This window comes from Klebsiella sp. 141198, from assembly GCF_050600785.1.
Lineage (GTDB): Bacteria > Pseudomonadota > Gammaproteobacteria > Enterobacterales > Enterobacteriaceae > Klebsiella > Klebsiella aerogenes.
This window is the reverse complement of the sequence record NZ_JAQIRM010000003.1, coordinates 488685-508800: the sequence shown is the minus strand read 5'-3', so window position 1 is coordinate 508800 and position 20116 is coordinate 488685. Positions and strand designations below refer to the sequence as shown.

General features: G+C 54.8%; 21 protein-coding genes. 12 read left to right on the top strand and 9 right to left on the bottom strand.

Annotation, left to right across the window (positions count from 1 at the left end; genetic code table 11):
• Nucleotides 1-11: 11 nt before the first annotated feature.
• Entirely contained in the window at nt 12-1253 is a 1242-nt protein-coding gene (locus PGR10_RS12365) for an MFS transporter (protein ID WP_045373827.1), read from the bottom strand.
• Nucleotides 1254-1476: 223 nt separating this feature from the next.
• Here PGR10_RS12365 and PGR10_RS12360 point away from each other — a divergent pair, with 223 nt between their 5' ends.
• Nucleotides 1477-2472, top strand: a complete 996-nt coding sequence (locus PGR10_RS12360) for a LacI family DNA-binding transcriptional regulator (RefSeq protein ID WP_087859686.1) — start codon at nt 1477-1479, stop codon at nt 2470-2472.
• Here the strand turns inward: PGR10_RS12360 and araE are convergent, their stop codons facing one another.
• The 4 genes from araE to PGR10_RS12340 form a co-directional block, all read right to left on the bottom strand.
• Nucleotides 2473-3891 carry an arabinose-proton symporter AraE gene (araE, locus tag PGR10_RS12355; protein ID WP_015369908.1) on the bottom strand — a complete coding sequence of 473 codons (1419 nt, stop codon included), beginning with the start codon at nt 3889-3891 and terminating at the stop codon, nt 2473-2475. It abuts the gene before it with no gap.
• 294 nt (nt 3892-4185) lie between these two features.
• Entirely contained in the window at nt 4186-4947 is a 762-nt protein-coding gene (gene kduD, locus PGR10_RS12350) for a 2-dehydro-3-deoxy-D-gluconate 5-dehydrogenase KduD (protein WP_430923544.1), read from the bottom strand.
• 366 nt (nt 4948-5313) lie between these two features.
• Nucleotides 5314-6492, bottom strand: a complete 1179-nt coding sequence (locus PGR10_RS12345; RefSeq protein WP_045396653.1) for an acetyl-CoA C-acetyltransferase — start codon at nt 6490-6492, stop codon at nt 5314-5316.
• 111 nt (nt 6493-6603) lie between these two features.
• The gene (locus PGR10_RS12340) at nt 6604-7479 is read right to left on the bottom strand and encodes a LysR family transcriptional regulator (protein WP_087859688.1); all 876 of its coding nucleotides are present in this window, start codon (nt 7477-7479) and stop codon (nt 6604-6606) included.
• 102 nt (nt 7480-7581) lie between these two features.
• Between PGR10_RS12340 and PGR10_RS12335 the strand changes: the two genes are divergently transcribed.
• From PGR10_RS12335 to PGR10_RS12315, 5 genes are all read left to right on the top strand, one after another.
• Entirely contained in the window at nt 7582-8043 is a 462-nt protein-coding gene (locus PGR10_RS12335; protein ID WP_087859689.1) for a multidrug/biocide efflux PACE transporter, read from the top strand.
• A 139-nt stretch (nt 8044-8182) separates the two neighbouring features.
• On the top strand, nt 8183-9412 hold the full coding sequence (locus tag PGR10_RS12330) for an amino acid permease (RefSeq protein ID WP_430923543.1): 1230 nt from the start codon (nt 8183-8185) through the stop codon (nt 9410-9412).
• 115 nt (nt 9413-9527) lie between these two features.
• Nucleotides 9528-10394, top strand: coding sequence for an aldo/keto reductase family oxidoreductase (locus PGR10_RS12325; protein ID WP_213316502.1), 867 nt, complete (start codon nt 9528-9530; stop codon nt 10392-10394).
• A gap of 400 nt (nt 10395-10794) precedes the next feature.
• Nucleotides 10795-11499 carry a flagellar brake protein gene (locus tag PGR10_RS12320; protein ID WP_045396640.1) on the top strand — a complete coding sequence of 235 codons (705 nt, stop codon included), beginning with the start codon at nt 10795-10797 and terminating at the stop codon, nt 11497-11499.
• A gap of 5 nt (nt 11500-11504) precedes the next feature.
• The gene (locus PGR10_RS12315) at nt 11505-12089 is read left to right on the top strand and encodes a helix-turn-helix transcriptional regulator (protein ID WP_045396712.1); all 585 of its coding nucleotides are present in this window, start codon (nt 11505-11507) and stop codon (nt 12087-12089) included.
• A gap of 21 nt (nt 12090-12110) precedes the next feature.
• Here PGR10_RS12315 and PGR10_RS12310 read toward each other — a convergent pair whose 3' ends face one another.
• Both PGR10_RS12310 and PGR10_RS12305 read right to left on the bottom strand, forming a co-directional pair.
• Nucleotides 12111-12812 (bottom strand): ArsR/SmtB family transcription factor, encoded by a 702-nt coding sequence (locus PGR10_RS12310; protein ID WP_113372974.1) that lies wholly within the window; start codon nt 12810-12812, stop codon nt 12111-12113.
• A gap of 21 nt (nt 12813-12833) precedes the next feature.
• Nucleotides 12834-13151: an antibiotic biosynthesis monooxygenase family protein gene (locus PGR10_RS12305; protein WP_430923542.1), complete on the bottom strand. Its 318-nt coding sequence runs from the start codon at nt 13149-13151 to the stop codon at nt 12834-12836.
• Between the two features lie 369 nt (nt 13152-13520).
• Between PGR10_RS12305 and PGR10_RS12300 the strand changes: the two genes are divergently transcribed.
• Nucleotides 13521-13733, top strand: a complete 213-nt coding sequence (locus tag PGR10_RS12300; RefSeq protein ID WP_015369896.1) for a YdgH/BhsA/McbA-like domain containing protein — start codon at nt 13521-13523, stop codon at nt 13731-13733.
• 112 nt (nt 13734-13845) lie between these two features.
• On the opposite strand, the gene PGR10_RS12295 is transcribed toward PGR10_RS12300, so the two are convergent.
• Nucleotides 13846-14712: an EamA family transporter gene (locus PGR10_RS12295; protein ID WP_087859694.1), complete on the bottom strand. Its 867-nt coding sequence runs from the start codon at nt 14710-14712 to the stop codon at nt 13846-13848.
• Between the two features lie 80 nt (nt 14713-14792).
• Here PGR10_RS12295 and PGR10_RS12290 point away from each other — a divergent pair, with 80 nt between their 5' ends.
• Nucleotides 14793-15299, top strand: a complete 507-nt coding sequence (locus PGR10_RS12290) for a MarR family winged helix-turn-helix transcriptional regulator (RefSeq protein ID WP_087859695.1) — start codon at nt 14793-14795, stop codon at nt 15297-15299.
• Here PGR10_RS12290 and PGR10_RS12285 read toward each other — a convergent pair.
• Nucleotides 15296-16255, bottom strand: a complete 960-nt coding sequence (locus PGR10_RS12285; RefSeq protein WP_213793511.1) for a nickel/cobalt transporter — start codon at nt 16253-16255, stop codon at nt 15296-15298. The two genes, PGR10_RS12290 and PGR10_RS12285, sit on opposite strands and share 4 nt — an antisense overlap.
• Nucleotides 16256-16403: 148 nt before the next feature.
• Here PGR10_RS12285 and PGR10_RS12280 point away from each other — a divergent pair, with 148 nt between their 5' ends.
• The 4 genes from PGR10_RS12280 (at nt 16404) to PGR10_RS12265 (ending at nt 20111) form a co-directional block, all read left to right on the top strand.
• Nucleotides 16404-16880, top strand: coding sequence for a MarR family winged helix-turn-helix transcriptional regulator (locus PGR10_RS12280; protein ID WP_228302288.1), 477 nt, complete (start codon nt 16404-16406; stop codon nt 16878-16880).
• Between the two features lie 348 nt (nt 16881-17228).
• Entirely contained in the window at nt 17229-18374 is a 1146-nt protein-coding gene (locus tag PGR10_RS12275; protein WP_430923541.1) for an amidase, read from the top strand.
• A 39-nt stretch (nt 18375-18413) separates the two neighbouring features.
• Complete coding sequence (locus PGR10_RS12270; RefSeq protein ID WP_430923540.1) at nt 18414-19580, top strand: acyl-CoA dehydrogenase family protein; 1167 nt, start codon at nt 18414-18416, stop codon at nt 19578-19580.
• A gap of 18 nt (nt 19581-19598) precedes the next feature.
• Nucleotides 19599-20111: a nuclear transport factor 2 family protein gene (locus PGR10_RS12265; RefSeq protein ID WP_430923539.1), complete on the top strand. Its 513-nt coding sequence runs from the start codon at nt 19599-19601 to the stop codon at nt 20109-20111.
• The last annotated feature ends 5 nt before the right edge of the window (nt 20112-20116 follow it).

The following is a 20116-nucleotide window of genomic DNA, read 5'->3' as shown; positions in this document are numbered from 1 at the left end:
TCTCTTTTCAGTCAGATAGTGGATGGCTGCGACATGAGCGAATCCGAAGAGGCCTTATTGGATCGCAGCAGGAAGATGGAGATGAAGGTGGTACAGAACACCAGCAGTCCCATGATCAAATAGGAGTCGGCGAAACCGTATTTTTCGTAGCTATAGCCCGCCAGCGGCGACAGTACGGTGGCGATAACCGAACTGGTGCAGGCGAAACCAACCAAGTACAGGGTGGAAGAAAGGCGTTTATCAAAGTTCAGGCTGTTGTATTTAAAGATGGAAACCAGCAGCACCGGCAATTCCACGGCGTGCAGCAGTTTCGTAATCGAGATCAGAACCGGGCCTTCCACCAGCCCGGAGGCCACCATGCGCATCGCCATCACCATGCCGGCGAAGATCAGGCCGTTTTTCGCGCCAATACGATTGACCAGCCACGGGGCGCAGAACATCCCCGCCGCTTCGAGGAACACCTGGAATGAGTTGAGATAGCCATACATCGCGTTCCCTTCATGCAGCGTGGCGAACTGCGAAGAGAAATAGACCGGGAATTGCTGGTCGTAAACGCCGTAAATACAGGTGCCGACGACGAAAAACACCAGCGCCCAGAAGCGCGGCAGCGTCAGCAGGCGCAGCGCGTCTTCCAGCGTGACTTTACCGCCACTGACCGCCTCCTGCATGGCGTGCGGCGCTGAAGAAACCTTAAGCCGCGCCAGCAACATGAAGAAAACCAGACCGGAACAGCTGGCGACGGCGAAATTCAGCTGTGGGTTAATGTTGAACAGCAGCCCGGCGAAAAAGGTCGCCACCGCCCAGCCCAGCGATCCCCACATCCGCGCTTTACCGAATTCAAACTGGCTTTGCCGCGCCACGCGCTCGGTATAGGACTCCAGCACGCCAATGCCGCCGTTAAAGGTCAGGCCGATATAGATGCCGCCAAAAATACTGCCGAGCAGCACGTTGATTTTGAGCAGATAGCCAAACAGCAGATAGGCCGGCCCGGAAAGGATCAGTAAGACGGTGATATACCAGAGTAAATTTTTGCGCAGCCCCAGTTTATCCTGAATAAAGCCGTAGCAAATCTGGGCGAATAGCGCCGAGACCGACAGCACCGCGTAGATAATGCCGGTATCCCCGGCTTTCAGCCCTACCTCCTGATGTAGCCAGATGGAAAGCAACGAGCCGGAAGAAGACCAGGTAACAAAAAAGAAAAACAGTAAGGCACTGAGTAAGGGGTAGCTGTGAGAGTGATGTGTCTTCATCATGACATTCTCGTGTTGGAGTAATGTGCAAATGGTAACGTTAACAAAAAACAACTCTCATCTGGTTTTGTGACGATTCATGATGTTAATCACAAAAGTTAACGTTAACATAATGGAGATGAGATCGCGATCAACTATTCCTCGCCATGCTTCACCATCGGGCTGGGATAGACTATCGTATGATCCTTTTACATCAGCGACTTAGTTGTATACCGGAGTAATCACCATGGCATCCCTGAAAGATGTAGCGAAGCTAGCCAACGTCTCACTGATGACGGTATCCCGCGCGCTGAACAGCCCGGAGCGCCTGAAGGCGGAAACGCTCGCCCGCGTACAGGCAGCGATTGAACAGACCAATTACGTCCCCGACCTGTCGGCGAAGAAAATTCGCGGCGCCCGGGCAACGCCGAGCACCATCGGCGTACTGGCGCTGGACACGGTGACCACCCCTTTCTCGGTAGAGATAACGCTCTCTATCGAAGAGACGGCGCGGGCCCACGGCTGGAACAGCTTTGTGGTCAACATGTTCTCGGATGACAACCCTGATGCCATTCTCGACCTGCTACTTTCCCACCGCCCGGACGGCATCATTTACACCACCATGGGGCTACGCCAGGTTCCGCTACCGGCAAAATTGTTGACGCTGCCCTGCGTGCTGGCCAACTGCGAAAGCCTGAACGAGAACGTCGCCAGCTATATTCCGGACGATGAGCAAGGCCAGTACGACGCGGTGAAAGCGCTGCTGGCCGCCGGCTATCGCCGCCCGCTCTGTTTGCATCTTCCGGCCAGGCATCTGGCGACGATACGCCGCCGACAGGGGCTGGAACGCGCCTGCCGTGAGGCGCAGGTTGATCCGGATACGCTCGATCACTGCTATATGACCTACGGTGACGAACACTATCGCGATATTCCCGGCCAGCTGCTGGCCCATATTGAGCAGGGTAAACCGCGGTTTGATTCCGTGGTGTGCGGCAACGATCGCATCGCCTTTATGGTCTACCAGACGCTGCTGGCGCAGGGTTTGCGGATCCCGGAAGATGTGGCGGTGGTGGGTTATGACAATATGGTGGGGATTGGCGATCTCTTCCTGCCGCCGCTGTCAACGGTGCAACTGCCGCATTATGAAATTGGCCGCCTGAGCGCCCTACATATCATTAACGGCGACAGCCATCGGGATACCATTAAGGTTCCCAGCCCGTGGCTGCCGCGTGAATCCGTGTGATCAGTTGCCGATGTTACGCAGCTTTTCACCGGACATCAGCTTGCGTTCGATGTGCTCCAGCGTCACGTTTTTGGTTTCCGGGATCAGCCAGAAGGTCACGCCGATAAAGGCCACGTTCAGCGCGGTATAGAGCCAGAACGTGCCTGCCGCGCCAATCGCGTCCAGCAGCGTCAGGAAGGTCGCGCCAATAATCATGTTCGACACCCAGTTGGTAGTGGTCGAACAGGTGATGCCGAAGTCGCGGCATTTTAGCGGCTGGATCTCGGAGCACAGGATCCAGACTACCGGCGCGGCGCTCATCGCGTACCCGGCAATACACATCATAGTCATCCCCACCGATAGCCAGGAGAGGCCGCTGCCGGCGGTACCGTTATCAAACTGCATCAGGCAGTAGCCCAGCACCAGGGTGCCCAACGCCATCACGCTAAAGCCGATTTTCAATGCCGGTTTACGCCCGGCCTTGTCGACGGTAAACACCGCGATAAAGGTCGCGAACATGAAGGTCAGGCCGACCACCAGCGTGGCGATCATCTGCTGCTCGGTGGTGGTAAAGCCGGCCATTTTGAAGATCCGCGGCGCGTAATACATGATGATATTCATGCCGGTAAACTGCTGCATCGCCTGCAATAACATGCCAAGGAATACCGCCCGACGCACGTTGCGGTTCACTTTGAACAGCGCCCAGCCGCCCTGCTTGAGCTTCAGGCTTTCGCGGATTTCATTCAGCTCATCGCGCGCCTTTTCCGAGGTATCGCGCAGCATGCGCAGCACTTCTTCGGCCTCGATATGGCGGCCTTTTTCCGCCAGCCAGCGCGGGCTGTTAGGCAGGAACACCACCAGGATAATCAGCAATACCGCCGGCAGCGCCAGCACGCCAAGCATCGCCCGCCAGTTGCCGCTGTAGCTGAAGGCGGTATCGGATAAGAACGCCAGCACGATGCCAAGCGTGACCATCAACTGATACATGCTGATCATCTTGCCGCGAACGTTTTCACTCGCCATTTCAGAAAGATAGAGCGGCGCGGTATAAGAGGCGATACCGACGGCGACGCCAAGGACAATACGCGCCGCCAGCAGCATCTCGACGCTGGTGGCGAATGCCGAGCCGATAGAGCCCGCCACAAATAGCACCGCGCCGACCATCAGACTGTATTTACGGCCAAGACGGAAAGAGAGCCAGCCGTTGAACAGCGCGCCAATCGCCGCGCCAAGCATCATACTGCTGACCACCCACTCCTGCAGACGGCTGGATAAAACGAAATGATCGGTGATGAAAGGTAGCGCCCCGGCAATCACGCCGATATCAAGGCCGAATAACAAACCCGCCACCGCGGCGGCAATGGAGACAAACTGGTTCATGCGCCGGGTGTTGCGCTGCGCATTGGGGAGTAAACCCGGATCGGTGGTCAATGAAGTCATTTTTTTCCTGCCTCAACAGAGTATGCGTGCAGTGAAAGTACGGGATCGCAGGGCTAAGGTGTCAGGCGGGAGATGGCGAAGATATGGATAAAACGGCTGGTAGCATTGTTTTTGTGATGGACATTAAACTTTATCTTATGCAAAAAATGCTGTCCGTTCGTCAAAAAAACCCTGATGTATGGCGAGTATTTTATTTTCTATGACTAACGAGTATGGATTATTTAAACCTCATGATATGGACGATCATTGTTCAGAAAACAACCCGCCGGTTGGCGGGTTGTACGACTATGTCTGTTAGCGCGCCAGCCAACCGCCGTCTACCGCCACGGTGTAGCCGTTGATGTAATCGGATGCGCTGGAAGCAAGAAACACTACCGGACCCATTAAATCGCTCGGCAGCCCCCAGCGACCGGCCGGGATACGGTCGAGAATTTCCGCGCTGCGCTGTTCATCGGCACGCAGCTGCTGGGTATTGTTGGTTGCCATGTAGCCGGGGGCAATGGCGTTAACATTGATACTATGCTTCGCCCATTCGTTGGCCAGCAGGCGAGTTACGCCCATGACGCCGCTTTTCGAGGCGGTGTAGGACGGCACGCGGATCCCGCCCTGGAACGACAGCATGGAGGCAATATTGATGATCTTGCCGCCGTTACCCTGGGCGATGAAGTGCTTCGCCGCGGCCTGGGACATGAAAAAGACGCTTTTGATGTTCAGGTTCATCACGTCATCCCAGTCTTTCTCGCTGAATTCGATAGCATCCTGACGGCGGATCAGCCCCGCGTTATTGACCAGAATATCGATGTGGCCAAATTCCGCCACCGCGCGCTCAAGCAACTGCGGAATACCATCTATCTGCCGCAGGTCGGCGGTGAGGCTTAAAAAACGACGCCCCAGCGCGGTAACGCGCTCGATGGTTTCCGTCGGCTCAACGATATTAATACCGACGATATCGCAGCCCGCTTCCGCCAGCCCAACCGCCATGCCCTGGCCTAAACCGGTGTCGCAGCCGGTCACTACCGCGACTTTCCCCTGAAGAGAGAATGCATCAAGAATCATATCTGGTTCCTTTCTTTCACGGCCTGCTCACCACAGGCAAGGTTCTGAGGTTAAGAAGAACTCCTGGAACATCCCCATCATAAAAATAAAACAGAGTTCCGTTTTGCTAATGCTCACATAGTAGACCGCGGAAAAATCATTTTCAATGACAATTAAAACAACGTTTCATTTTTTATGATTAAAAATGATAAAAACGCAAAACGGATCACATCGCCAAGGAGCGGTGACCTGTGTAAACACTTAAAATACAACTGGTTAGCTTATCTTTGAAAAATAAGCGCAGAGAATGAAAATCAGGTAGAAAAACGAAGAAAGGAAGATCGGTGAGGATGATGGACCTCGCGCCAAAGACGGCGCGAGATCGTATTATGCGCGCTCCACCGCCAGCGCAACGCCCTGACCGCCGCCGATACACAGCGTCGCGAGCCCTTTACGCGCATCGCGCTTAATCATTTCATGTACCAGCGACACCAGAATACGGCAGCCGGAGGCGCCAATTGGATGGCCCAGAGCGATAGCCCCGCCGTTAACGTTAACCCGCCGTTCATCCCACTCCAGCACTCTGCCAACGGAAATCGCCTGGGCGGCGAAAGCTTCATTGGCTTCAATTAAATCCACTTCATCCAGCCGCCAACCCGCGCGCTCAAGACAGCGGCGGGTAGCGTGTACCGGCGCAATGCCCATTAGCGCCGGATCGACGCCGACGCTGGCGAAGGCGCGAATGCGCGCCAGAATCGGCAGCCCCAGCTCCTGGGCCTTTGACTCGCTCATCATCATCACCGCCGCCGCGCCATCGTTAATACTCGATGCATTACCCGCGGTCACCGACCCAAGCTGGTCGAAGGTCGGCATCAGGCTGGCTAACCCTTCAGCGCTGGCATCCATCCGCGGCTGCTCATCGGTATCCACCAGCCGTTTACTGCCGTTATGCTCGGTGGCGACTGGCACGATTTCATCGCGAAACCGCCCGGAGTCTATCGCCCGCCGCGCTTTTTGCTGCGAGCTAAGCGCCCAGGCGTCCTGTAATTCTCGGCTAATCCCATACTCTCGCGCCAGATTTTCCGCCGTTACGCCCATATGGTAATCATTGAAAGCGTCCCACAGCCCATCATGCACCAGGCTGTCGATAAGCTGGCTATTGCCCAGCTGCGCGCCGGTTCGGCTGTCGGTAAGCACATGCGGCGCGCGGCTCATGTTTTCCTGGCCGCCGGCAATCACTACATCCGCTTCGCCGCACTGGATGGCCTGAGTCGCCAGGTGCAGCGCTTTCAGTCCGGAGCCGCAAACGTCGTTGATGGTGATCGCCGAAACGGTATTCGGCAGCCCGCCGCGGATCGCCGACTGACGCGCCGGATTCTGCCCGGTGCCCGCGGTCAGCACCTGACCGAGGATCACTTCATCAATGCACTGCGGATCGATTCCGCTCCGCTCGACTAACGCCTTCACCACCACGCTGCCCAATTCCACCGCCGAGTGACGCGCCAGCGTTCCCTGAAAACAGCCGATGGGCGTACGCAACGCGCCGACGATCACGACATCTTTCATCCTTTACCTTCTGCGCAAAGAACCATCAATAGATGCCGTTATAGTAGAGAATTGTTATCAAAAAATTTCGCAATTGTTTAAAAAAAGTGAGGCGGTTCACAAAGTTCGCCGTCACGACTCGCGGCCTTGCCCTTCAAGGTGTTGGCGCAGCCAGCTGCCCGCTTCCCCCAGCGGTGCCCGCTTATTCCACAAGAGATCCACCGAGATCGACCGCGGCCAGCCGGCGATATTCAACGCTTTAAGCTTGCCGCTACCGGCGAACTCTTCCACTAGCGCGCAGGGCAAAATACACCAGCCAAAGCCCTGCACCGCCATACTCAGCAGCAGTAAATAGTTGGGCGCCGACCATACCTGGCCGCGAGAGGGATCCGGCGCGCTCTCAAGATAAGTGCTGAGACGCAGTTCACGCCAGCCGTGCAGATCATCCCAGAAAACCCGTTCCTGACCGGCCAGCGGATGCCCCGGCGCAACATAAATCCCCATTGCCGTTTGCAACGGTAAGCGCATGCTGCCGATCTCCATCGGATAGCTGTCCCTGGCTTCGATAAGCCCCACCTGCGCGCGCTCTTTTTGCAGCAGATCCACCACGTCTTCATCTTCGCCAATCAGACATTCAAACTCGGTATGCGGAAAACGCCGATCGAACTGTTCCAGCAAATTCTCCAGTACATCCGGGTGCAGAGTGTCCGACAAAACGAAGGTCAATCGCGGTTCAGTATTGCCAGATAAGGAGCGGGCAAGCTCATCCAGCCGCGAACTGGCGGCCAGTATTGCTTTCACATAGCCCAACACCTGCTCGCCCTGAGCGGTCAGCGTCGGCTGGCGAGTGGAACGATCGAACAGCACCACCCCAAGGTCGGTTTCAAGATTCGAAATCGCGGTACTGATGGTGGACTGGCTTTTACGCATCCGCCGGGCAGCGGCGGAGAACGAACCGCTGGCAGCGGCTTCTACAAAGGCGGTGAGAGCTTCGGGAGAATAATGCATAACCTATCTACTTTATCGATGGAATCTATCTTTTGTTTATCACATTTTTCCATAAAATGCCGGGTAAATCTGGATGACAGAACTAACACGAGGTATCCCAAAATGAAAACCAATAACCTGCAACGTAAGACGCTACTGGAACGCGTACTCCACGCGGCGAGCTTTGAAGGCCTCGCCACGTTAATTCTGGCCCCGACCGCTGCCTGGTTAATGCAGCGATCGGTGGTCGAAATGGGCGGCTTGGCCATTTTGCTCGCCACCATGGCGATGGTCTGGAACCTGATCTATAACGCCGCCTTCGACCGTCTGTGGCCGGTTTCACGACTGGCGCGTACGTTGTGGGTGCGCGCGCTGCACGCCATCGGCTTTGAGTGCGGCTTTATCATCATCGGCGTCACCGTCGTCGCGCTGGTACTCGGCGTGTCGCTGGTGCAGGCATTTATGCTGGAAATCGGCTTTATGCTGTTCTTCCTGCCCTACACCATGTTCTTTAACTGGGCGTGGGATACGCTGCGCGTGCGCGTCCTGAAGTATCGCCAGCCGCAGAGTCTGCCGAATAATTAACGTTCTCGATCGCGCGGATCGCCTAACCCTTTGGCGATCCGCAGGTTTATTTATCGCCGAAAACTATCACCGCAAACGATTCATAAATGTGGTAAATTGCACTCCTTTTTTTGGGTTATACGGTTGATAAATTCGCATAATGTCTAAAATTTGGTCTAAAGAAGAAACTCTATGGAGTTTTGCTCTATATGGCACTGCCGTAGGCGCCGGCACCCTATTCCTGCCGATTCAACTCGGTTCGGCCGGCGCCATCGTGCTGTTCCTTACCGCTTTGGTTGCCTGGCCGTTAACCTACTGGCCGCACAGAGCGCTGTGTCAATTCATCCTGTCGGCAAAAGTGGCGGCCGGTGAAGGGATCACCGGCGCGGTCAATCATTACTACGGCAAAAAAGTCGGCAATCTGATCACCAGCCTGTACTTTCTCGCCTTCTTCGTGGTGATCCTGATCTATGCCGTGGCAATCACTAATTCGCTGGCTGAACAACTGGCGAGACACGTGGCGATGACCCCTGGGATACGCGCTCTGCTGAGCCTCGCCGTGGTGCTGGTACTGAATCTGATCTTCCTGATGGGGCGCCATATGACCATCAAAGTGATGGGATTCCTCGTCTTCCCGCTGATTGGCTGTTTCCTGTTCCTCTCCATCTACCTGATTGGCAGCTGGCAACCGGAACACCTCACCAGTCAGATGCAGCTGAACGCAAAGACCTGGCACCAAATCTGGATCTCAATTCCCGTGATGGTTTTCGCTTTTAGCCATACGCCGATTATTTCGACCTTCGCTATCGATCAGCAGGAGAAATATGGTGAGCTGGCCATGGGTAAATGCAAAAAAATCATGAAGGTGGCCTACACCATCATCTGCGCCAGCGTGCTGTTTTTTGTCTTCAGTTGCCTGCTGTCCATTCCGCTGCCGTACATCGAAGCCGCGCGTAATGAAGGGGTGACGATTCTCTCTGCGCTCTCCATGGCGCCGGGCGCGCCGGGCTGGCTTGCAGTAACCGGCATTATCGTCGCGGTGGTCGCGATGTCGAAATCGTTCCTCGGCACCTATTTTGGGGTGATCGAAGGCGCCAGCGAGATCGTTAAAACGTCTCTCGGCCAGCTCGGCATTCGCAAGAGCCGCGCCTTTAACCGCGCCATGTCGATTATGCTGGTCTCGGCGCTGACTTTCATCGTCTGCTTTATCAATCCGAACGCCATCTCGATGATTTACGCCATCAGCGGCCCGCTTATCGCCATGATTCTGTTCATCATGCCGACGTTGTCGACGTATATCATTCCGGCGCTCAAGCCCTACCGTTCGCTGGGTAATCTCATAACCTTGATCGTCGGGCTGCTCTGCGTCTCGGTGATGTTCTTCAGTTAAATCGCTCTCGCGGCGACGCCTTCAGCGTCGCCGCACGTTCTGCCAACATTCTCGCCCATTACCTCTCCCTGACGGGATTACACTTACTCCTTGCCTATCATCGGAGGGAGTCATTATGTCCAACGTAACATTATCCGGGGTCGCAATCTTAGGCGACCGTCAGGTTTATCGGCTTGGATACGGCGCCATGCAGCTCGCCGGCCCCGGCGTATTTGGCCCGCCAAAAGATCCCGACGCCGCCATTCGCGTTCTGCAAGAAGCCGTCGCCGCCGGGGTGAATCATATCGATACCTCCGATTTCTACGGCCCGCATATCACCAATCAGCTAATTCGCCAGGCGCTGCATCCCTATGGCGATGATTTGTGTATCGTCACCAAGGTCAGCGCCCGCCGCGATGAGAAAGGCAACTGGCTACCGGCGATGTCGCCGGCGGAACTCACCCAGGCCGTCGAAGATAACCTGCGTAACCTCGGCCTGGAGAGGCTGGAGGTGGTTAATTTGCGCAGCATGCTCGGCACCCACGGCCCGGTGGAAGGTTCGCTGGAGGAACCGCTAACGACCTTACTGGAACTAAAAGCCCGCGGTCTGATTCGTCACATCGGTCTGAGTAACGTCACCGCCAGACAGGTTGCCGATGCGCAGAAGCTGACGCCCATCGTCTGCGTACAAAACCAATACAACATCGCTAACCGCGGTGACGACGCGTTAATCGACGCGCTGGCGCAGCAAAACATCGCCTACGTGCCATTCTTCCCGCTGGGTGGTTTTACGCCGCTACAGGCGCAGGAGCTTAACGAGGTTGCCGCCGGGCTCAACGCCACGCCGATGCAGGTGGCGCTGGCGTGGTTACTGCAGCGCTCGCCGAATATTTTGCTGATTCCGGGCACCTCATCGGTGGCGCATTTAAGGGAAAATCTCGCCGCCGCGACGCTTTCTCTGCCCGCCGAGGCGCTGGCGACGCTGGATAGCATCACCCGCTGATGGCGTCAACTCCCCCCTTTACGGCGTTTGTCGTAAAGGGTTATCCCCTTAATATTAAGCTGGAATTAGGCCATCTCTGCTGGCACTATATATCCTACAAATCGGGTTTTGCTGATTCCTTATCCGGGCAATAACCTTATAAATTGCATTGAGTTACGTTATTTCTTAGGCCTCCTAATTGGGAGGCTGTTGTCGTTTGTATTGTTCCATGGTTTTTGTTAACACTCTTGATTACAGGAAAAAACAATATCGGCTTCGACGTTTATACAAATCAATTTGGCCACAAAGATAGTCAATATCATCGAACGTTCACAAAAACATCTGGTTAACATAATCAGTATGTCGCTATTGCTGTAAAAAAAATTAACTATGCACAGTAACGATTCAACAAGGATTACCCATGATAGAGGGAACGATAAAAACCAGTAAGTATGAAATCATTGCTATTTTCAGAGAGGAACAGAGAAAGCAAACAGAGATAGAAATTTTCTTTAATAACAAAAGCATCAGTACTCAGATTGCGCGTGTCGATTTTGCCGAATTCCATATCCGCAGCGAGAGCAAAATCCCGGCGGGGAATAAATTCAAATTTATTCTGCATAGCGATTCAGGAAAGATCGAGTTCACCTCCCAGCGGCAGAAGAATTCCGCTGGCGGCGCGGAGAATAGCAATAAGGTGGCATTTGCGTTACCAGAATGCATCCAGGTTGTACAAAGACGACGAGATCCCAGATTTCGTTTGCGCGATGAGAATGATTTCTTTTGTCATGGCCGCCACAAAAATGGCGAAAACTATGCTTTTGATATCAAAGATATTTCTGATGGCGGCTGCGCGCTGATTGCGCAAAGTCCAAACCTGAAATTCCTTGCCAACAACTCAACGTTGAAAAACGCCATTCTGTCTCTGGCGGAATATGGCGAAATCACCGTTGATCTGGTTATCAAGAACGTGGCGATGGTCACGCTGGATAGCGAAGAGAAGAATCAGGAAAACTACTATCAGATTTCCTGTCAGTTTAAGTTCCGCCGCAGCGACGACAGGAAGAAAATAGAAAAAACGCTGATCGATTTGATTCTGGAAGCCAAGCGGAAGAAGAGAGTTTAATGCCCTTGAACAATATCTTGCTGTACACCGACGACAATATCATTGGCCAATCTATTCACGATTATCTGAGCGATATTCACCAGGATATCACCCAGGCCAGTTATCAGGACATCGTACAAGGGGGCGTCGCGCCCCTGGCTGAGACGGTGATCCTCAATATGATCCACAAGGATATATCCGCTGCCGATACGGTCGTATTACTCAACAAGCTGCGCTTTCATTTCTCGCGCTGTACATTGTTGGTATTGATGGTAAAAAGCGATATCGCCAATCTGTGCCGGGAATTAATAGATCTGGAAAACCTGTTAATCCTGACGGAAAAATCTTCCTTAGACGCATTTTCGGCAATTACCAGAACGCAGGATGAAAACCCACAGTCCCGGTATTTGCGCACGCAGCGAAAGCTGACGGCCAGAGAGCTGCAGGTACTGGAACTTATTATCGCCTGCAATAACAATAAGCGAATTGCCTCGCTGCTGAATATCGACCATAAGACGGTGCACAGCCATCGCATTCACATCATGAAAAAGTTGGGAATGAATAGCTCGCAGGTGATGCATAAGCAAATCGTCAATATGAATCACTGCTGAACGGGCATACCGCTGCCGGGTCTACAGCGCCAAACCAAAGTGTTGACGCAGCGCTCGCTTACCGGGCTCGCTAATTGTCACTTCTCGGTAGCCGGGCACCAGCATGAACCAACCTTTTTGCACGCCCCACTGCAACAAGGCAGCGCCCGCGGCACCACCAAGATGAAAACGGCGCTCGCTCCAGTCGAGGCAGGCGCAGCAGGCTTTGCGGCGGGAGCCGCCATCGCACGCAATACCTAAGCGGGCGAAATGCGCCTCCCCCGTCGCGGTAAGCGCTGCGCCATTAGCCGTGAGCCACGCTTGCTGTTGCAGAAAATCATAGATGGCGACGGCCACCTCACCCGCCAGATGATCGTAGCAGGTACGCGCCATACGCAGCGTCCCCGGCGTTCGTGTGGCCAGCGGCACCGCGCTTTTTCCGGCCATCGTCATCATATTTTCCAGCAATCCGGCGACATCACCACCCGCCAGGCGATAATAGCGATGCCGCCCTTGCGCCAGGCAGATCAGTAAGCGACTGCTGACTAACCGGCTAAGATGCGCGCTGGCGGTCGACGGCGAAATGTCCGCCGCGACGGAGAGCTCAGTCGCTGTCCATGCCCGGCCATCCATTAGCGCGCAGAGTATTTTCACTCGTGAAGGGTCAGCCATCGCCGAAGCAACCGCCGCCATCGCCACGGCCAGCGCTTCGTCATCATTAATCACAACCGCAGGTTGCAGCATAACGCCTCCACTTAATGTCGGTTACGCAGAGCGCGGACTCTGCATCTGATATTCACGCAGCACCTGCGCCACGCGAATCTGATAATCAGCAAAAATAGACTCCCGCCCTTCCCGCTGCGCCGCCTGATGACAAATATTGCGCTTCCAGTCCGCCACCGCCTGCTCATCCCGCCACCAGGACAGCGACAATATCTTCCCCGGCGCACTGAGGCTTTGAAAACGCTCAATGGCGATAAAGCCGTCGATAGTCTCCAGCAGCGGTTTCAGCTGTGCCGCCAGCGCAAGGTATCGTTCCTGCTGCACTGGCGTGACCTGTGCTTCAAAGAGTACCGCAATCATGGTTTTTTCCTCCAGTAACGAATGAAGCAGCACTGTAGCGCGCCGATGGCTAGCAATGCTTCGCCAGCGGGCGAAGTATCACCGTTACAGAAAGCCAAAAAACCACCAAACCATTCACACAATGAATGCCAAGCAAAATTCTGGCGAGGCTTAAACGCAGGTCAACGGAAATTAGCATTATCGAAGATGAGATATAACATTCTGTTTTTAAAGTTTTTTTCAATAAAAATTCCATTTGCAGTCATGCTACCGTCACAAAAATGTGATCTAAATCGCACTTTTTGCAACGTACGTTATAGTTAGCAGACTTATTATAAACCCATCGAAAGCACAACGCTTTCCACCATAAAAGTTAAAAGGATAAACACCATGAAAAACGTAAAATTACTTGCTGCTGCTGGTATGCTGTCTCTGGTTTCTTTCGCAAGCTTTGCGGCTCACCCGGTGAGCGTGACCTCTGATACCCTGGACAACGCAGAAGCAAAAATCGCTGCTATCGCTAAAGATCAGGGCGCCTCTTACCACATTACCGAAGCCTATACCGGTAATCAGGTACACATGACGGCGGAACTGTCTAAATAACCGAATGGTCGCAGAGGGAGCTGCCGGACAGGTCGTCTGAGGACGGCTGGTCTGGCTCCCGCCACGTAAAAAAACACGGCAATGTCGAGCCCCTTCATGGGGCTTTTTCACGTCAACGTTTCGCCAGCGCGCGCTGAATAGAGAGCACACTCGCCAGCACCACAATCAGCCCCGCCAACGCCATTCCCTCAATTCTCTGACCGAGAAAAATCCATCCCAGCAGTACCGCCGTCACCGGACTTAGCAGGCTCATTGCCGATACCGCCACCGGCGACAATCGACTGATACCGCGAAACCATAAGCCATACGCCAGCATCGCCCCGGCTACGCACAGCCAGACATAACCAGCGGCCTGTAATAGGGTGACGTTATGCAGCGGCGGGTCCACCAGCAGCGCGATAGGCAGTAAAACGATCCCGCCAATCAGCAATTGCCAGCCGGTCATCGCCACGACCGGCAACGATAGCGCCCAGCGCCGCGACAGCCAGGTGCCCAGTGCCATACTAACGGCGCCAAGAAAGGCGGCGCCGATACCTAACGAATCCAGCACCGTGCGCGGAGAAAGCAGCAACATCGCCATACCGATGATCCCGGCGCAGGCGGAAACCACCGCCAGCCACGGCGAACGCTGGCGATCCACGCACCAGGCCAGCAGCATCACCAGCAGCGGCTGAATCGCGCCGATCACCGCCGCCAACCCGCCGGGAAGACGATAAGCGGCGATAAACAGTAACGCCTGAAAGGCGCCGATATTTAATATTCCGGTGATGATCAGCTTCCACCACTCACCACGCTGCGGAAACTGACGGCTCCACAGTAACAACGCAATTCCGGCAGGTAATACCCGCAACAGCGCGGCGATAAAAGGACGGTCCGGCGGTAGGAACTGCGAAGTAACGATATAGGTGGTTCCCCAGATAGCGGGAGCCAGCGCGGTCAGCAGCAGATCGACCGCCAGATGACGAGTAAAAAAGGCCATGATTTTATCTTCATATCAAGTTAAATTGTGTAGCAAGTATGTATCGATAAATATCTTGATATCAAGATAAGTGAGCACGCATGGACAAATTACCGCCAACGGATGCCGTTGACCGCATTCTCGCCCAATGGCAGCGCGAGCGCCCGGATCTGGATTGCAGCCCGATGGGGCCAATCGGCCGCCTGAAACGCTGCGCCATGCTGCTGGAGCCGCGCGTTGAGACGGCTTTCATCAAACATTCTCTGGTACGCTGGGAGTTCGACATGCTGGCGACGCTGCGCCGCGCCGGCGAGCCATTCGTGCTGTCGCCGACCCAGCTCTTTTCGACACTGATGATTACCTCCGGCACGATGACCCATCGCCTCAAGGCGCTGGAAAAACGAGGGTTGATTACCCGCTTAGCAAATCCTCAGGATGCCCGCAGCATGCTGGTAGCGTTAACGCCAGAGGGACGAGCGCTGATCGATGAGGCGGTTGCCACCCACGTGGCGAATGAGCAACAACTGCTGGCGGGGCTTTCCGTCCCCCAACGCCAGCAGTTAGACGAGGCGCTGCGGGTATTGATGCGCCTGCTGGAAAACGACTAACATCCGGCGGCAATAAAATCGCCGTTGGCGCTGACCGGGATGACAGTTAGAAACAGCACTGTAGCAAACAAGATGAGCAGCACGCCGCCAATCATTTTCACCAACGGCACCAGCCAGCGTAGCTGACGGCTATCGGCGATAAACAAGTTGATCGCCCGATTGCGCGCATAGCGTACCACCAGCGACAATCCGAGGATTGAAAGCGCGGTGCCTAATGCCATGGTCATCACCGCGGCAATGCCCCAACTGACAATTCCCAGCGCATTAGCAAACATCAGGATCATGATTGCTCCGCTACAGGGACGCGCGCCAATCGCCAGCACGACGCCAAGGCGAGTTTTCCAGTCGACGCCGTGTAATTCGCGCCCAACGCCATGATGGCCACAGCCGCACTGTGCATCATGCCCATGCAAAGGCGTCACTGCGTTAATCGTCATTTTGCGCGGGCGCAGGCTTGCCTGCGCCCGGTAGATAACATATGCGCCAAAGGCGCCAATCATCAGGGCGCTAATTTTCTCCACGTACCAGCGGCTGGCGCTAAGGTCGCCAGAGGCCAGGTTCAGGCCAACCGCGAGGATAAAGACGAATAATATGGCGCTCACTCCCTGCATCAGGCTGCCAAGGAACGGGACAATCCGCGCTGCCGCCACGCTCTCCTGGTTGGTACTGAGGTACGTGGTGACGATGAATTTACCGTGCCCTGGTCCAATTGCGTGCAGCACGCCATAGAGAAATGCCCCAACCAGCAGCCAGACGCCGCCACTGTACTGGTTATCGTTGAGCTGCAACAGGTACATGACCAGGTAGCGATGCAGGGTAATTTGCATCGCCAGACACCACTGAATAAACGCTCCCCAATGGGCATGCAGCGTCATGGCGGCCCATAGCAGCGTAACCCCCAGCACGCCCGCCAGCAGCAAGCGTGTTTCGCGGCTTAAATAACGTATGGCTAACATAATGTCGTCACCTTTTAGAGGTCTCGCATTGTGCCGAAGTCAGCTTAATCACCTCAGCATCGCAGGGTCTTATTACAGCGTATTGCGTTTTGCAATAACCGCCAAATACGCATACCATCTGCACATTCTATCGTCGTCAGGCAAGGAGATGCTTGTGGATAAGACTCACTCTTCGACCCCGCCAGAGAGCCACGAAAGCCGCTTTCATAAAGAAGAGTTTCCCTTCTTTTGGGTGGTTAACGTTTACGCCCGTTATACCCAATTAATGGAAATCGAGCTCAAAAAAATCGACATCGACCTTTCCCGCTTTCGCGTACTGATGCTGGTGCATCAGTACCACCGCGCCAGTATTTCGCGGATCACCGAATATGCCGTTAGTAAGATGCCAACGGTGACCAAAATTGTTGGCCGTCTGCGCGATGATGGCCTGCTCACGACCCACGTTAGCGTCAGCGATGGTCGGGTCACCGAAGCGGAACTTACCGCCGCCGGTGAAGCCAAAGTTGCCGAAGCCCGGGCGTTAGCGGAAACCGTGTTTGCTAAAGCCTTCAAGGGCATCACCCCAGCGCAGGAAAAAAAGATGAATCAGGTGCTGGCGCTCATTCTGCATAATCTCGATGACTAATCCCCTGCAATAATAACCATTTTCTATAAATGGTTATTCTTTTTATTCTGCCCTCCCCTGCGTTTTTCGCACACTTTTTTATCATTTTTTTAACTTATATTTTTCATTTATTTTTGTGACGCCCCTCAAGAGATTAAAATTTAAACACATTTTTTTATCCATAAAAATCAATACATTAATAAAAATCATTGCCTTCATAGCGTCGTCTTATCATGAATTTCGATGTAAAAAACGGGTGACAAATTACTTGAAATTTCAAGTTTTACTGACAAGATTATCTCAAACGCCAGCGGGTCGTTTTTTAGTCATTTAGCGCGGTAATTATCACCCCTTACGGAGTTGTGAAACATGGTTACTGAACATCGTACAGAGACAGAAAACGCACAATCCGGGTTTATCTCGCGCTTTACCCTTGGCGACGGCGAGCTGACGTTTGCGGTCAAAGACAGCCTCGATATTGCCGGTTTCCCGACCCGCGCCGGCAGCCCGGTATTGCAGGATGCGCCGCCTGCCGTCCGCCATGCGGCCGTAGTCGCGGCGCTACTGGATAACGGCTGCCAGCTGCGCGGCAAAACGACCCTACACGAGCTGGCCTTTGGCGTTACCGGCATTAACCCGCATAGCGGTACGCCGCGTAATCCGCATTATCCGCAGTTAATCCCCGGCGGTTCGTCCAGCGGCTCTGCCGCCGTGATCGCGGCCGCTGAAGTCGACTTCGCCGTCGGCACCGATACCGGCGGCTCGGTGCGAATGCCCGCGGCCTGCTGCGGCGTGGCTGGCCTGAAGCCGAGCTTTGGCCGCCTGAGCCGCGCTGGCGTCATGCCGACTGAAAGTTCGCTCGACTGCGTCGGCCTGTTCGCCCGCGATATCGCCACATTGCGTCAGGCGCTGGCAAAAGCGCTGGGGGAATCAGTGCCTCCTGCGCGCCGGGAAGCCCCCGCGATAAGCTATCTGGCGGGCATGGCAACGCCGGAAATTGAGCAACTGATCGTATCACGTCTGCAGCAGGCGGGTCTGACATGGACTAGCGCTGAACTGCCGGGGTTCAACGAAGCGCATCAGGCCGGGCTTACGGTGATAAGCCAGGAAAACTGGCTGGCGTTTCACAACATTATCGACGCGCCGAATCTGGCGCCGGACGTCGCCCAGCGGATCCGCGCTGGCGCGGAGATCGGCCCTCAGCAGCGGCAGGCTGCGGAAAGCGTGCGTCAACAATTCAGCGCCGCGGTGGATGCGCAACTGGCGAAAACCCCGCTGATTCTGCTGCCGACCCTGCCAGAATGCCCGCCAACGCTGGAAGAAGCGGCGGATCCGCTCAAAGTGGTCAACCTGACTCGCCTGGTGCGCCCATTTAATTTAAGCGGTCATCCGGCCCTGAGCCTGCCGCTTGGCGAAGTTAATCATCGCCCGGTGGCTCTGCAATTAGTCGCCAATAAAAATAAAGAGTTCGATTTACTTAATTACGCTGAGTATTTGCTGGAAAAATTAAAATAATAAAACCGTACTTTCATTAACTGGAAGAGGCTAAATCGCATGTTAAACCCCTCTGCAACTTCGCGTGCGGAAAAGACCCTGCACGCCACGACAATAGAATTTGCCGAATTACTCGCGGATATTAAAAAACGCAGCGAGGAGTTCGAGCAGCAGAAATATATCTCGGCAGATATCATTTCCCGCTTTAAAAATATTGGTGTTTATCGCGCGCTGGTGCCAAAACGCTACGGCGGCGATGAAATATCACCTGCGGAGTTTTGTCAGTTAATTGAAACGCTCTCAACGGCGGACGGATCTGCCGGCTGGGTGGCGAGCTTCGGCATGAATCCGTTTTATCTTGGCGGCCTGCCGCCGAGCAGTCTCGATGAGCTTTACCGCCACGGGCCGGATATTGTCTTTGCCGGCGGGATCTTCCCGCCGCAAAAAGCGACGACTCAGGATGGCGGTTATCGCGTCAGCGGGCGCTGGAGCTTCGCCAGCGGCTGCAGCGGCGCCGAACTTATCGGCGTGGGCATTCTAACCGATGACGGTAGCGACCGTCCGCTACCGCGCATCGCGGTGCTACCCGCCGGGGAGTTCACCATCGATCCGGTCTGGAATACGGTCGGCCTCTCCGGTACCGGCAGCCATGACGTGGTGCTGAATAATGCCTTCGTGCCGCAGGAGTGGACCTTTATTCGCGGCGGCGAACTTAACCTCGAAGGCCCTTTGTATCGCTACCCGGTACTGTCGCTGGCCACTCAGGTGCTGTCGGTGGTCGCGCTGGGTATCGCCCGCGCGGCGTTATCGGAGATTTACGCCATTGCCGAACGACAAAGCTCGGTCACCGGCGCGCCGTGCCTGGCGGATCGTCAATTCGCGCAGATGGAAATCGCCCACTGCGAAGCGGAACTCCGTTCGGCGCGCTGCTGGTTCTACGACGCCATCGACGATGTCTGGCAGGCGATTCTGCGCGGCGATGAACCGGGAGAAGAGCGGATTAACGCCATGCGCCTCTCTTCCACCCATATTACCCGCGTCTCTGCTTCGGTCACCACCCGCGCGCTGAAACTGGCCGGGATGCCGGGCATTTCAATGCGCAGCCCGCTGCAGCGCTATGCCCGCGACTCCATGGTCATCACCCAGCACGCCTTTATGGGCGAGCTGACATACATCAACGCCGGCAATATGTTCTTCGGCCACTCGCCGCAGCCCGGCTATTTATAAGTCAACACGGAGCCGGTAATGAATGAAGAAATGCTGCAACGCCTCGAAAAGCTGGAAGCCGTGGTGCAGATCCGTAACGCCATCAGCCAGTATATGCATCTCTGTGATGATCTAACGCATCCGGATACCGCCCGAGAAATTGGCGCGCTATTTAGCGAAACGGCTATTTGGGAAGGTATCGGCGAATTATATCAACACAAGCTCGGGCGCTACTACGGCAGAGCGGCGATCGTCGGGATGATGAACGCTTATATTAGCGAGCCGTCGCACTTCGCCATCAACGTACATTATTTAACGGCCGAGCATATTCGCGTTGGCGAAAATAACCACGCGGTTGGCCGCTGGAAAATGCTGCAAGCTTCAACGTTTCGCCGCGGCGGCTCGCATTTAAATAGCGCGGAGCTCGTCATTGAATTTATTAAACAAGATCAACAGTGGTTAATTCATCATTTTACCACCCGTAATTTATTTAGCCGCCCGGTAGCTGACTGGCATTCGCTCGCCGATTTACCGGTGCCTGATGGTCATTAAAAGAG